The organism is Flavobacterium flavipigmentatum (assembly GCF_020911905.1).
Lineage (GTDB): Bacteria > Bacteroidota > Bacteroidia > Flavobacteriales > Flavobacteriaceae > Flavobacterium > Flavobacterium flavipigmentatum.
This window is the reverse complement of record NZ_CP087133.1, coordinates 1,296,711-1,310,539: the sequence shown is the minus strand read 5'-3', so window position 1 is coordinate 1,310,539 and position 13,829 is coordinate 1,296,711. Positions and strand designations below refer to the sequence as shown.

General features: G+C 35.7%; 11 protein-coding genes. 8 read left to right on the top strand and 3 right to left on the bottom strand.

Annotated features, from left to right (window positions below; all coding sequences use genetic code 11):
* Positions 1–74 precede the first annotated feature (74 nt).
* Positions 75–1,628, bottom strand: coding sequence for an L-piperidine-6-carboxylate dehydrogenase (gene amaB / locus LNP22_RS06075; RefSeq protein WP_229975780.1), 1,554 nt, complete (start codon positions 1,626–1,628; stop codon positions 75–77).
* 180 nt (positions 1,629–1,808) lie between these two features.
* Here amaB and LNP22_RS06070 point away from each other — a divergent pair, with 180 nt between their 5' ends.
* Positions 1,809–2,768 carry an MBL fold metallo-hydrolase gene (locus LNP22_RS06070; RefSeq protein ID WP_229975779.1) on the top strand — a complete coding sequence of 320 codons (960 nt, stop codon included), beginning with the start codon at positions 1,809–1,811 and terminating at the stop codon, positions 2,766–2,768.
* Positions 2,769–3,566: 798 nt separating this feature from the next.
* Here the strand turns inward: LNP22_RS06070 and LNP22_RS06065 are convergent.
* Positions 3,567–4,106, bottom strand: a complete 540-nt coding sequence (locus LNP22_RS06065; protein WP_229975778.1) for a 3-hydroxyanthranilate 3,4-dioxygenase — start codon at positions 4,104–4,106, stop codon at positions 3,567–3,569.
* A gap of 89 nt (positions 4,107–4,195) precedes the next feature.
* Positions 4,196–5,293: an endonuclease/exonuclease/phosphatase family protein gene (locus LNP22_RS06060; protein WP_229975777.1), complete on the bottom strand. Its 1,098-nt coding sequence runs from the start codon at positions 5,291–5,293 to the stop codon at positions 4,196–4,198.
* Between the two features lie 229 nt (positions 5,294–5,522).
* Between LNP22_RS06060 and LNP22_RS06055 the strand changes: the two genes are divergently transcribed.
* The 7 genes from LNP22_RS06055 (at position 5,523) to LNP22_RS06025 (ending at position 13,664) form a co-directional block, all read left to right on the top strand.
* Positions 5,523–6,422: a S66 peptidase family protein gene (locus LNP22_RS06055; protein WP_229976361.1), complete on the top strand. Its 900-nt coding sequence runs from the start codon at positions 5,523–5,525 to the stop codon at positions 6,420–6,422.
* A gap of 33 nt (positions 6,423–6,455) precedes the next feature.
* Positions 6,456–6,815 (top strand): YraN family protein, encoded by a 360-nt coding sequence (locus LNP22_RS06050; protein ID WP_229975776.1) that lies wholly within the window; start codon positions 6,456–6,458, stop codon positions 6,813–6,815.
* Positions 6,816–6,933: 118 nt separating this feature from the next.
* A complete protein-coding gene (locus LNP22_RS06045; RefSeq protein ID WP_089477609.1) occupies positions 6,934–7,590 on the top strand; it encodes an aspartate kinase in 657 nt (218 codons plus the stop codon).
* 568 nt (positions 7,591–8,158) lie between these two features.
* Positions 8,159–10,339 (top strand): glycoside hydrolase family 97 protein, encoded by a 2,181-nt coding sequence (locus LNP22_RS06040; RefSeq protein ID WP_229975775.1) that lies wholly within the window; start codon positions 8,159–8,161, stop codon positions 10,337–10,339.
* Positions 10,340–11,215: 876 nt separating this feature from the next.
* A complete protein-coding gene (locus LNP22_RS06035) occupies positions 11,216–12,010 on the top strand; it encodes a hypothetical protein (RefSeq protein ID WP_229975774.1) in 795 nt (264 codons plus the stop codon).
* Positions 12,011–12,347: 337 nt separating this feature from the next.
* The gene (locus LNP22_RS06030) at positions 12,348–12,899 is read left to right on the top strand and encodes a hypothetical protein (protein ID WP_229975773.1); all 552 of its coding nucleotides are present in this window, start codon (positions 12,348–12,350) and stop codon (positions 12,897–12,899) included.
* 150 nt (positions 12,900–13,049) lie between these two features.
* Complete coding sequence (locus LNP22_RS06025) at positions 13,050–13,664, top strand: DUF2306 domain-containing protein (protein WP_229975772.1); 615 nt, start codon at positions 13,050–13,052, stop codon at positions 13,662–13,664.
* Positions 13,665–13,829: the final 165 nt, after the last annotated feature.

Below are 13,829 nucleotides of genomic sequence, written 5' to 3'. Positions count from 1 at the left end.
TTGTGTTTAAAACCTAAAAAGGCTTCCAAAATTTTGGAAGCCTTTTTTATAAAATATCATTTGATAATCTTGTGTTACAAATCAAATTTGATGCCTTGTGCCAAAGGCAAACTTGTTGTATAATTGATCGTATTGGTTTGGCGACGCATGTAAATTTTCCAAGCATCAGAACCCGATTCGCGACCGCCTCCTGTTTCTTTTTCTCCTCCAAAAGCACCACCAATTTCGGCTCCGGATGTTCCGATGTTTACGTTTGCAATTCCGCAATCTGAACCTGTAACCGACAAAAATCTTTCGGCTTCACGCAAATTATTCGTCATAATTGCTGACGATAATCCTTGTGCTACGCCATTTTGAACCTCAATAGCGTCTTCTACGTCTCCAGAATATTTAATCAAATATAAAACCGGTGCAAACGTCTCATGCTGTACAATTTCGAACGAATTTTGTGCTTCTGCAATCGCAGGTTTTACATAACAACCGCTTTCATAACCATCACCAGAAAGTACGCCGCCTTCTACTAAAATTTTACCTCCTTCAGCCACTACTTTATTCAATGCTTTTGCATACATTTCTACCGCATGGGTATCAATAAGTGGTCCGACATGATTGTTTTCGTCAAGCGGATTACCAATACGCAATTGTTTGTAAGCTGCAACCAACGCATCTTTTACTTTTTCGTAAATACTTTCGTGAATGATCAATCGACGTGTTGATGTACAACGCTGTCCCGCCGTACCGACTGCCCCAAAAACAGCTCCGATCACGGTCATTTTTATGTCGGCATCTGGCGTAACAATTATAGCATTGTTTCCGCCTAATTCTAATAATGATTTTCCTAAACGACCCGCTACTGCTTGTGCAACGATTTTTCCCATACGGGTAGAACCTGTTGCAGAAATCAAAGGAATTCGAGTATCAGCAGTCATCAATTCTCCTATTTTGTAATCGCCATTGATCAAACATGAAATACCTTCAGGTAAATTATTTTCTCTGATGACTTCTGCCATAATGTTTTGACAGGCAACGCCACAAAGAGGTGTTTTTTCTGAAGGTTTCCAAACACAAACATCTCCAGAAATCCATGCTAAAGCGGTGTTCCAAGCCCAAACTGCGACTGGAAAATTAAATGCCGAAATGATCCCAACCACTCCTAATGAATGATATTGCTCGTACATACGGTGTCCAGGACGCTCAGAATGCATCGTCAAACCGTGTAATTGGCGCGATAAACCTACTGCGAAATCGCAGATATCAATCATTTCCTGTACTTCTCCATATCCTTCTTGCAATGATTTCCCCATTTCATACGAAACCAATTTGCCTAAAGCTTCTTTATTTTTACGCAATTTCTCTCCAAACTGACGCACAATTTCTCCCCTTTGCGGAGCAGGAATCAATCGAAAAGTTTTAAAAGCTGCTGTAGCTGCCTGCATTACTTTTTCGTAATCTTGAGGCGTTGTCATTTTGACAGAAGCGATTAGTTTTCCATCAACTGGAGAATAACTCTCTAAAATTTCTCCCGAAGAAAAATTTTCCAAACCTGTTGATGTTCCTTCATTGATCGCTTTGATGCCCAATTTTTCCAGAGCTTCATTCATTCCAAATTGTGATGCTATTGTTATCATTGTAACTTTTTTAGTTAAAATTGTTATATTATTTCGTAAAGATAAGAGTTCAAGTTGAATTTTAATCGATCCGCTTTGTTAAAATCAAAGTAAAATTAGGGTTAATTAATAGTATTTTCATGAATTCTCGGCAATTTATTCGGTTTAATTAATGAAATTTGCGTTTATAAATATACTTCTATGACCCTTTTTAATCGTTTTCTGATTGGTTTTCTTTTTCTCTCTTTTTCGTGCATAGCGCAAAAAGCGCCAAAATCAGCTTTTCAGGTCGTGCCTTTGGGCATAAAAGGCGGCATTGATGAAAAGAATCTTTCTGCCTATTTATTGGCCCCTTCCAATACCAAAGATTTTATTTGTTTGGATGCGGGTACGGTACATGCGGGAATTGAAAAAGCGGTTGAAAATAAAGTTTTCAAAATTGCAACAAGTGACGTTTTACGAAAATACATCAAAGGATATTTGATTTCGCATGCCCATTTAGACCATGTTTCGGGTTTGATTATCAACTCGCCAGCAGATTCCTCCAAAACAGTTTATGCGACAAATAAATGTATGGAAATGATGGAAAACCATTATTTTAATGATCAGACTTGGGCGAATTTTGGAGATGCAGGAGTTGGTTTTCCGTTGAAAAAATACCATTTTCAGACTTTAACCCTAACCGAAGAAACGCCCATCACAAATACTACTATGACTGTAAAAGCATTTGCATTGAGTCATGTAAATCCGTACGAAAGCAACGCTTTTCTGATTAAAAACGGAGACAATTATGCTTTGTATCTAGGCGACACGGGACCTGATGTTGTGGAAAAAAGTGACCATTTGCGCACACTTTGGACGGCGATTGCACCACTCATTCAAAACAAACAATTGAAAGGTATTTTTATTGAAGTCTCGTTTCCGAATGAGCAACCGGACAAGTTTTTGTTCGGACATTTGACTCCTAATTATTTAATGAAAGAATTGCACACCCTCGAGGAATTGGCTGGAAAAGACAGCTTGAAAGGCTTTAAAATTATCGTTACCCATTTGAAACCCCCTACTACAAATATCATTAAAATTAAGGCGCAACTTAAACAAGTAAACGATCTGGGCGTACAACTTATTTATCCTGAACAAGGGAAAAAATTTGAATTGTAATAACTTTTTCACCTTACTACTGAAGCACAAAAAAAGTATAATTATGATGATCACAATTGGAACACGTGGGTCAATGTGATGAAAAATGTTGGGCTTTTTTTTGAATAAGAATACTGAAGCCGTCATAACTGCTAGTGCAGAACAAAGTAAATACCCCAGCTCTCCATCTTTTTGGTCTTTACGATTTCTGCAATTAATATCTAAATATTCTTTGTCCTTGTCGACCAGTGAATGAATTTCGCAAGTAGTTTCGCTGTCAATACGTTTTAAATCTGTTTTTAAAATTTTAATCGAAATTGTATCCTCAATCTTTATTTCGCTTAATATTTCTTCCTTCTTTGCACAATAATAGTCACAACCTGCAATTTTAAATGTGGTTTTGTTGTCAATACATTTGAACTCAATCCATCTTCTTTTGTTTTTACCTCCAGTTTCTTTGAATTCAGGTTTTTTTTCAACGATTAAATTTTCAATGGTTTCAAGTTCTGATGGTACTAGTTCGTAGTTGCCAATTACTAAATTGATAAAACAATAAGATCCGATAAGAAAACAAATTACGGCAACAAATAAATATTTCTTCCGTTTAAGGTCCCACTGTTCTTGATTTTCATCCATGAAATACTATTGTTTTTTTTAGGATTAGCTCTAACTCATTCCTATAAATCACTTCATTTCTTATGGAGCAAAATGTTTTGTTCTGAAAAACAAGTGCCCTAGCCCCGATAGAAGGGAAAATCCTTTTGTGCCGGGGTTCGGCACAAAAGATTGGAATGATAGCGGGATTAGCTTCTAATTAGACTACTTTTTGGCAACAAATCTCGGATCTGACTCCATGAAAGTACCGCAATTATCGCAAGTTCTTAACGCTTCTGAATTGTAGAAATGCTCGAAATGCGGCAGAAAATCTTTCTCGATATTGTGCAGCTCAAAATAAACTTCATACAATTTATGATTGCAACTGTCGCAATGCCAAAGCAAGCCGTCGGTGTATCCTTTTCCGGCACGTTTGCGTTCGATCACCAGACCAATCGAGCCTTCGGAACGTACGGGAGAATGTGGCACTTTTGCAGGATGCAAGTACATGTCGCCGGCGTGAAGCTCCATTTCTTTACGTGCTCCCTCTTCCTGAATAATGACTTTTATACTGCCTTCGAGTTGGTAAAAAAGTTCTTCGGTCTCGTTGTAATGATAGTCTTTTCGAGCGTTCGGACCCGCAACAATCATGACAATGTAATCGCCGGAATCTACATAAAGATTTTTGTTTCCGACTGGCGGTTTGAGTAAATGACGGTTTTCGTCAATCCATTTATTTAGGTTGAAAGGTGGTGCTATAGCCATTTTTTTAAAGATACTAAGTTGCTAAGTTTGTGAGAGGCTAAGTTAATAAAAAGTTTTTGTAGAGACGCACTGCTGTGCATCTCTATGTTTTACATTTGTTTTATCAGATAAATATAAACGGGAAAATGATCGCTAAAACCAACTTCGGTCTGGCTATGCCGCAAAGGATATCCTTTGAATTGCCCCGAAGTTTGAATGAGGTACGATTTATTGAAAATTCCGGCTTTCCAGAACCGAAACGATGTAAAATCGGGTTGTATAAAAGAGGCTGTCACGATGATCTGGTCGAAAATATCCCACGAATCCCTGAAAGCAATGGTGCCTAAACCACGTTTTGCCATCTCTTCAAACGGGTTAAAAGTACCCAATTCTGGCACCTCAGCCTTTTTTGGTTTTGCACCCAAAGCTACTTTTACACTCTTGTTGTAAGGACCATCGTTTAAGTCTCCCATAGTAATCACTTTGGCCTGAGGGTTTATTTGTTGCAGAGAATCGATGATTTTTCGATTTAATTGACCGGCAGCTTCTCGAAATCTACTGGTCGCTTTCTCACCTCCCGAGCGGGAAGGCCAGTGGTTGATGATAATATGAACTTCTTCACCATCCAGAAAACCAGACACCAAAAGTTGGTCACGCGTAAAAACCCGATTGCTTTTTTTATCGGTTTCTATGGCTGCCTCTTCTGCTTGGTTTGATTTTTCTTCTTCCGCAAGCATTTCGGTTTTATACACATACAGAGGAATGTTTGAAAAAGAAGTTGGTTTAAAGTATTTCTTCTGAAACAGCAGCGCCACATCGATTCCGCGTTTGTCTGGCGAATCAAAATGAATGATTCCATAATCATAATCGAGGAGTTTGGGTTCTTTTATCAAATCTTCCAGAACGCCCCTGTTTTCTATTTCTGAACCTCCTATAAAAGTAGGCGCATTGGGGTTTTCTGGTGTTCCGATTTCGGATAAAACTTTTGACAGATTTTGTAGTTTTTGGACATATTTTTCAATTGTCCAGTGCTGTGTGCCCTGCGGCGTCCATTCGTCATCATGGGTTGTGGGATCGTTTATGGTATCAAAAAGATTTTCGAAATTGTAAAAAGCAACCGTATGAATGGCGTATTTCTTGGGTTGGGCTTGCGCCGAAGAAAAAAGCACCAACAAAAGGAGACTAATTCTATATTTAATAAAATACATAAACTTTAAATATTTAAAAAAAGTACAATTTAAGTGAATTAATTTACATTTGTAAGAAAAATCTAAATAAATTATACCTTTAAATCTCTATATTTGTTTTTAATTAAAATAATTTCGATTAAACATGAATACCACTCTATTGATAAAACTCAACAAACAAGCCGCTTTTGCCACATTAGTCGTTATCTTTTTTGTTTTATTTTCAGTAAACTGTTCCGCACAGCAAAAGATGATCACACCTCCTTATCTACAAAAAGGAGACACCGTCGCTTTTTTGTCTACGGCACGCAAAAACATTACCGACAACTTAAAACCGGCCATTGATTTGCTTCACAGTTGGGGATTGGAAGTTAAAATTGGCAGTACTATTGGGCTTGATCTTAACCAATTAGCCGGAACCGATGAGCAGCGTGCAGCCGATTTTCAGCAACAGCTGGATAATCCAAACATTAAAGCGATTTGGTGCGTTCGCGGTGGTTACGGGACTGTGAGAATGGTTGACCTTCTTGATTATACAAAATTTAAACAACACCCAAAATGGGTTGTTGGTTTTAGCGATGTTACCGTTTTACACGAACATTTGAATACAATGGGGTACAAATCGATACATGGCACGATGCCCATAAGTATTCCCCGCGCTACTCCAGAGGCTATTGCAACATTAAAAGCAAGTTTGTTCGGGGAGCCACTTTCGTATACCCTTCCTCCCGATCCTAAGAATCGCTTTGGGACAGCCACTGGCGAAATCGTAGGCGGAAATTTATCAATTGTTTACAGTTTAATAGGTTCTCCATCTGCCTTTGACTGCAAAGACAAAATTTTATTTATCGAAGATCTCGATGAATACCTCTATCATATCGATCGTATGATGATGAATTTGAAACGTAATGGCTGTATCGAAAACTTGAAAGGAATTGTAATTGGAGCCATGTCTGGCATGAAAGATAACGATATTCCATGGGGCAAAAATGCATTAGAAATCATTGAAGACATCACCAAAACCTACAAAATCCCGATTATTTTTAATTTCCCTGCAGGACATATCAGAGACAATCGCTCTCTTATTATGGGAAGCACGGTTAATATGGAAGTAAATGCCGCCGGAAGCACGCTTTCTTTCCAGCCGTAACACGAACAAGAACGGTACTAAATATTAATTGTTATGGCAGAACACAACGAACTCGGAAAAAAAGGAGAAGATCTTGCCGTAGCCTATTTACAGCAAAATGGTTATGAAATTCTGGATCGAAACTGGACGTACCAAAAAGCAGAAATAGATATCATTGCCCAAAAAGAAACTATTTTGGCAGTCATTGAAGTCAAAACACGATCTAGTTTGGATTTCGGACTCCCACAAGATTTTGTAAAACCAAAAAAGATTCAGCTACTTGTAAAAGCAATAAATGCCTACATAAACGATAGGGAAATAGATTTTGAGGTGCGCTTTGATATCATTTCGATACATAAAAACAACGAAACATTTGCAATAGAACACCTTACAGACGCTTTTTATCACTTTTAACATAAATTTTTATTGTTATAATTGTAACAAATTGTTTTTTTATTTATATTTGCGCAGATTTATAACATCGCAATTAACTACATTAAACCAATTACATTACAACCAAAAAAAAAGAATTATGAAAACTGTTTCTTCAATTGTAGAAAATTACATCAAAACAAAGCCCTTTTTATTAAATGCTTTATCACTTGGAATTATCAATCTAACATCGCTTTCCAGAAACATCATGACCGAATTAGAAAGTGAATTTGGTAAAGAAGTAAAACAAGGTGCTGTTGTAATGTCGCTCAAACGACTTACTGAAGAATTAGACTTTAAATTAAATCATAAAATCAATAAGGTTATTAAGAATATTGGCGAGATCACCGTTCGCTCTGAATTGACCGACTACACTTTTGCCGCTTCAGAAACGGTTTTAAACAAACAAGCCGATTTGATCTCTGATATTAATGCATTATCTGATATTTTTTATACTTCGTCCCGTGGCGTAAACGAAACCAATATCGTGGTGAGCAGCAGCGTCAATCATTTGGTTGAAAAACATTTTGTACGCGAAAAACTGATTCAGAAATTAGACAATCTGGCTTCAATTACGGTAAAATTACCCAAAGAAAACATCGTAGTGCCCGGAATTTATTATTTTATTTTTCAGCGTTTGGCGTGGGAAGGAATCATCATCAACGAGGTAATTTCTACTTCTAACGAATTTACTATTTTGGTTGGAGAAGATCAGGTAGATGTTGCTTTTAAAGTAATTAAAGACCTGAAAAACTAGGCGAATATTCATAAACTAGCATTCTGTATACAATCCTTTTTTCTTTTTCTCAGAAAAGATTAAAGGATTTTTTTATGCCAATAACCTAAATGATTTTCTGTGTTATTACGAAACATTTAAAAAAATTAAAATAATCAACTACCTAAAACGAGCTTTAAAAACCTGCTGCAAATCACCTTATAAAATTTCACAAAAAAGTAGCTTTATGTTTTTTCGAGAGCGCTTATTGCGAATAATATTTTTATATATTTGCTAATACGATACACTATTAGCGCACTCGTTTTGACAGTATGATAATTTAACACAGCTTAAATTATTACTGCCAAAAAAATAAGGAAAACGAACGATAAAAAAGAAAAGGCTTAAAGTTGGGGAACTACAAATTCACAACAAACTAAATAATATAATTAAACTACACTATCAACCATTAAAAACCACCTTTATCGGGTGGTTTTTTTTCTTTTAAAGAGTCTGAATGCCAGAAAAAACAATGTCTCGCCAATATTTAATCGCAAAATTGCTGTAATAAAGTCTTTAATAAATTAGCTTTGCAAAAAACTAAATAAATATGAATTTTCAACCTGAAAAAAACCTGCTTACTATTCGTTTGAGCAAAAAAATAGCACTATTCCTTTTTTTATGTGCCAACTCTTTATGGATTCACGCACAAGAAATAACTTCGCCGAATAAAAATCTTTCTTTAAAATTTGAATTAAAAGAGGGCGGAATACCATCTTACCAATTATCATACAAGCAAAAATCCGTTATCGCACCAAGTTCATTAGGATTAGAACTAAAAGACCTGCCTTCGTTTATGGAGGGTTTTACGGTAACAAATACGGCACAATCCTCGGTAGATGAATCTTGGAATCCTGTTCTTGGCGAAGAAAAAACGATTCGCAACAACTACAACGAATTGGTTGTCACTTTAGCGCAAGCGAAAAACAATAACAGATATATTCGTATTCGTTTTAGATTATTTAATGACGGACTGGGTTTTAGATACGAATTCCCGAAGCAGAATGATTTGAATTATTTTGTAATTAAAGAAGAGCGTTCTGAATTTAATTTGGCGGGAAATCACAAAATTTTCTGGATTCCCGGAGATTATGACACCAACGAATATGCCTACACAACCTCGAAGATTTCTGAGATTCCTTCGTTGATGAAAAAAGCAACTATCGAAATCAATTCGCAATGGCCCATCAAAGAATTATCGGTGCAAACACCAACAATGATGAAGTCTGACGATGGTTTGTATATCAATATTCACGAAGCCGGCCTGATTAATTATCCCGCCATGTATCTTGAAGTAGATGCTGCCACCCATAAAATGCGCAGTCATTTAGCACCCGATGCTGTGGGAGCAAAAGGTTATATGCAAACCGATGCACAATCTCCCTGGAGAACGATCGTTGTAAGTGATAAAGCAACCGATATTTTGGCTTCAAAATTAATTCTGAACCTAAATGAACCCACAAGTTATAAAGATGTTTCATGGATCAAACCTGTAAAATACATCGGAATCTGGTGGGAATATTTTGTGGCAGGAAAAAGCACTTGGGCATTCGGGAAAGAAAACAATGTAAAATTGACCGATGATTTCTCGAAGTTAACACCAAACGGAAAACACGGCGCAACGACCGAAAGAGCCAAAGAATACATTGATTTTGCTTCTAAAAATGGTTTTGATGCCATTCTTATCGAAGGATGGAACATTGGCTGGGAAGACTGGATTGGTAACTGGAAAGAAGAGGTTTTTGACTACGTAACGGCTTACCCAGATTTTGATGTAAAAGCAGTTCATGACTATGCCGCTTCTAAAGGGGTAAAAATTATCATGCACCACGAAACTTCGGGATCTGCGACCAATTATGAGCGTCGTTTAGACCGTGCTTTTCAATTTATGAATGACAATGGTTACGATGCTGTAAAAACGGGTTATGTGGGCAAAATTATTCCGCGTGGCGAGCACCATGATGGGCAATGGATGGTCAATCACTACATTAATGTGGCCAAACGAGCTGCCGATTACAAAATTATGATCGACAGTCATGAAGCCGTTCGCCCGACAGGTTTGCACCGCACTTTTCCTAACTGGATTGCGCAAGAATCTGCTCGCGGAACCGAGTTTGAATCTATGGGAGGATTATCACCAGATCATACCACTATTCTGCCATTTACACGTCTTATGGGCGGCCCAATGGATTATACCCCAGGAATTTTTCAGACCGATCTTTCGTATTACGGAACCGGAAGCACACAACGTGTCAATACTACTTTGGTAAAACAACTGGCCTATTACGTGACCATGTACAGCCCATTGCAGATGGCAGCCGATATTCCAGGTAATTACGAGCGTTTTCCAGATGCTTTTCAATTTATAAAAGACGTTGCTGTCGATTGGGATAACAGTTATATTCTAGAAGCTGAGCCGGGAGACTACATCACAATTGCCCGTAAAGCCAAAGGAAAAGACGCTTGGTTTGTAGGCGGAATTACCGACGAAAACGCAAGAACGGCCAACATTACTTTTGATTATCTTCCTGCGGGAAAGAAATTTATCGCTACTCTTTATGCCGATGCAAAAGAGGCCAATTGGAACCAAAATCCTCAAAAATATACGGTTACCAAAGTGGTTATCACTTCTAAAACCGTTTTAAAACAGTATTTAGCTTCCCGTGGCGGTGTTGCCATTAGCATTAAAGAAGGAACTGCTGCAGAACTAAAAGGATTGAAGAAATTATAAATTCTTTACTCAAAAAACAAATGGCGTATGAAAATTTTCATACGCCATTTGTTTTAAGAAACGACCATCATCAATACATACTCATTACCATTTGATTTTTTCTAGAATGCTATCAAGATTAAGTGCGGGATCATTTTCTTTCGGAGAACCCAAATATTCCATCAAGAATCTATTCTATTGTAGAACACAATCAATCCATTCAGAACACTATAAAGAGTACTACCCAACTTAAAAACCCTTTTGAAATCTGACTCTCAAAAGGTTTTTTTCTGAAGTAAAGGCTCAAAAAACAGCTCGTTTGGGGTTCTAAGCCCCATCGATGGCGTCCTGAACCCCAAATTTGGGGTGTCGAGCCCCATCGATGGGGTTCCCGACGTCAAAAATGGGGTTCCCGACGTCAAAAATGGGGTTCCCGACGTCAAATTTGACGTCCTTGGGGGCCAAATTTGGGGTTCGGAACCCCAATCGAGCACCTCAGAACCCCAACCGAGGGGTTCGGAACCCCAAAGTTTAGGTTGTAGACCCAAACACTTCATGACAAAACTAGAACACTCCCCAAAAACAGGTATAAATACCTGCTCATCAACATTTATTTAATAGTATACTTGTCTGAAAATAAATAATCTCTCATTACGGTTTCCCTCAGAGATGATGATGAGAGAATTGTTATATTTGTTTTTAGAATGTAATTAAGGACGTATATTGTTGGTTTGTTATGAACAGAATACAAAATAAAAAACGAAACAAAACTTCGTATATACTCCTTAATTAGGGTAGATTGTCGAATGTTTATTTCGGGTATATACAAGTTAGCAGACATTTTGACAAACAGGCAGTAAACCAGCAACTTATAACAAAAAACTAAACTTTTAAATTATGGTATTAGGCGAAATTGTTTTTTATATTTCTATAAGTCTAATAGTTATAGTTCAAGTATGCAAATTTTTTAAACAATCAGATGAAGATAAAGAATATGATAGAAAATTAAAAGAAAGTCTGAAAGATGAATTTATTTATGATCCTGAAACAGGAACTAAACTTACATTAGAACAAGCAGAATCTGGACATTGGATTCCTCATAATAATTTAAATCGTGTAAAAAGTAAGGAAGAAATTGAGAAATTTTATTTTGGTAGAGAAAAAGATGCAGAAGAGTTAATAAATCATCTAAAAGTAAGTGGATATGAATATAATAAACTTACGAACTCACAAATTAAAATTTTAGAACATACAAAAATATTTGAAAAATATGATGATTGGTCATATTCAAATTCATTCTCGTTTGATAATGGGAAAAATTTTATATTTTTCCCTGCTGTGGAATATAAAGCACAAAATAATTATCAAAATAACTTCAATGAATCACAAATTATGTTTTGGATTAAAAATGAAAAATTAACAGGTCATTTTTATTTGAGAGAAAAAACAAACTTTGAAAGTATATCTGATTTATTAAGAAATGACGATGATATAAAACTGAATGATTATGAGATTTTTACATATAAAAAATCAAATAATATTCTAAATATAATTCGAACTTTAAAGTTCTTTGAAAAGGAAAAAGAACTTGAGATTGAAATTAAAGGAGAAAATTTATTAGTTAAAACATTAAAATTTCCAAATATGGAAGACTTTTTAAGGGTTGAAAAAATAATAAAAAACGTCCGCTAACATCGGTTTCACAGCTGGCGCGAGCGTCACGCTCGTGAACACAAAGTATAAAAATAGCAACTCAAAGGCATTACTAATCATCTAGACTAGAAATATAGTACGGTAAGAAATTATGGAGACAATGACCAAACTGTTTTATAAATTGATATTAATTGATGTTGAGAACTTTCACGAGCGGGACGCTCGCGCTAGCAGGGGAATTTTGTGGTAAGTTCACGTTCACGTTTCGCAAGAATTTTTATCTTTAACAGAAAATAATTCGTTCCGAACTTCGCAACTGACGAGAAGCCCCGAACCGTTATACATCATTTTTAAAAAAGAAAAAAGACAAGAAGAATTGAGTAACATATCAGAACATTTCGACAACCTAATTGAATTGTCAAAGCAGAATAATTCTCGTTTTAAAATAATTGGGACTGAAAGCAACTTTGTCATAAAAGCTAAATCTGACAATATATTAATTGGAATTTGTTCAATAATTATTTTAGGAATGCCTTCAGTACTAATAATAAAAAATCCGCATGATATTTTTATCTGGCTTTTTGTAATACTTGAAATTGTACTAATTATAAGCTATTTTAAATTTTATCCAACAACAAATAATATTGAAATTGATATAAAAAAAAGAAAAATTCACGTAAAAAGCAACAATCTAATTGGAAGATTTTTCATTCCAAAAATAGAAATAGATTTTTCGAAATTTAATAAATTGACAAGTGAAAAGATAATTTCAAAAAATACTGGGATGAAAAATATTTATAACAGGATATATATTAAATATGATAATAAAACTCAACACTTAATAGATTTTTTGGACGGGCCTTTTTATTATTTTAAACATAAGGAATTTATGAATCATCTTGCACAAATTATAAAAAACAAGGCATAACAGCCACTACAACGGATTTGGGCAATTGGCTTAATGGAAAGTTGTTTTTGTATTGGATGTTTGGCAAATCTGAAGAATGGGCTTAATTTAGTCCCTAACTTCGTGTAGTGCTGGAACGTTATGTGGCAATTTAAAAGAACAATAAATACTATGACAAAAAAAATAATGTGGATTTTACTAATTGTATTTGCAATTATAATTGGACTCTACCCAAGCATTTATTTTTTTATAGACAGAAAATTTGGATTATTAAGTTCGAAACCAGCCGAGTTGTTGACCAACACATTTTGGAACATTGGCTTCTATACTCATATTCTTTTAGGGGGAATGGCTTTACTTATTGGTTGGACACAATTCAGTTCAAAAATTAGGTTAAAAAATCTTAGACTACACAAGCAAATTGGTAAACTTTATTTGATTTCAGTTATGCTAAGTTCAATTGCTGGTATTTATATTGGTTTTTTTGCAACAGGAGGACTCCCCTCTTCTTTAGGATTTATTTCTTTAGGCATTGTTTGGTTCTATACGACTTTAAATGCTTATTTACAGATAAAGAACAAACGTATTGCACAACATCAAAAGATGATGGTGTATAGTTATGCAGCGTGTTTTGCTGCTGTAACATTAAGAATATGGCTTCCGCTTTTGACCATAATTTATGGTGATTTTTTAAAAGCCTATATTACTGTAGCTTGGTTGTGTTGGATTCCAAACTTGTTTATTGCGCATCAAATAAATAAACAACTTGCAAGACAAAAAGTATAAACTGCTACAAACAAGAATCTTTATTCAGACGGGCTGAAGTTCAAAATTAAACGGTAGTTTTTTTAAGTGAAGTTTAGTAATAATATTGGCTTTTGTGCTTCTATTTTCCGCCAGAACGCAAAGCCCTAGAACGTTAGCAAAGATTTTGAAACAGTTAAACAAATC

Coding starts and splice junctions, on each gene's coding strand:
- amaB (WP_229975780.1), bottom strand. CDS start 1,628: ATGATAACAATAGCATCACAATTTGGAATGAATGAAGCTCTGGAAAAA.
- LNP22_RS06070 (WP_229975779.1), top strand. CDS start 1,809: ATGACCCTTTTTAATCGTTTTCTGATTGGTTTTCTTTTTCTCTCTTTT.
- LNP22_RS06065 (WP_229975778.1), bottom strand. CDS start 4,106: ATGGCTATAGCACCACCTTTCAACCTAAATAAATGGATTGACGAAAAC.
- LNP22_RS06060 (WP_229975777.1), bottom strand. CDS start 5,293: ATGTATTTTATTAAATATAGAATTAGTCTCCTTTTGTTGGTGCTTTTT.
- LNP22_RS06055 (WP_229976361.1), top strand. CDS start 5,523: ATGATCACACCTCCTTATCTACAAAAAGGAGACACCGTCGCTTTTTTG.
- LNP22_RS06050 (WP_229975776.1), top strand. CDS start 6,456: ATGGCAGAACACAACGAACTCGGAAAAAAAGGAGAAGATCTTGCCGTA.
- LNP22_RS06045 (WP_089477609.1), top strand. CDS start 6,934: ATGAAAACTGTTTCTTCAATTGTAGAAAATTACATCAAAACAAAGCCC.
- LNP22_RS06040 (WP_229975775.1), top strand. CDS start 8,159: ATGAATTTTCAACCTGAAAAAAACCTGCTTACTATTCGTTTGAGCAAA.
- LNP22_RS06035 (WP_229975774.1), top strand. CDS start 11,216: ATGGTATTAGGCGAAATTGTTTTTTATATTTCTATAAGTCTAATAGTT.
- LNP22_RS06025 (WP_229975772.1), top strand. CDS start 13,050: ATGACAAAAAAAATAATGTGGATTTTACTAATTGTATTTGCAATTATA.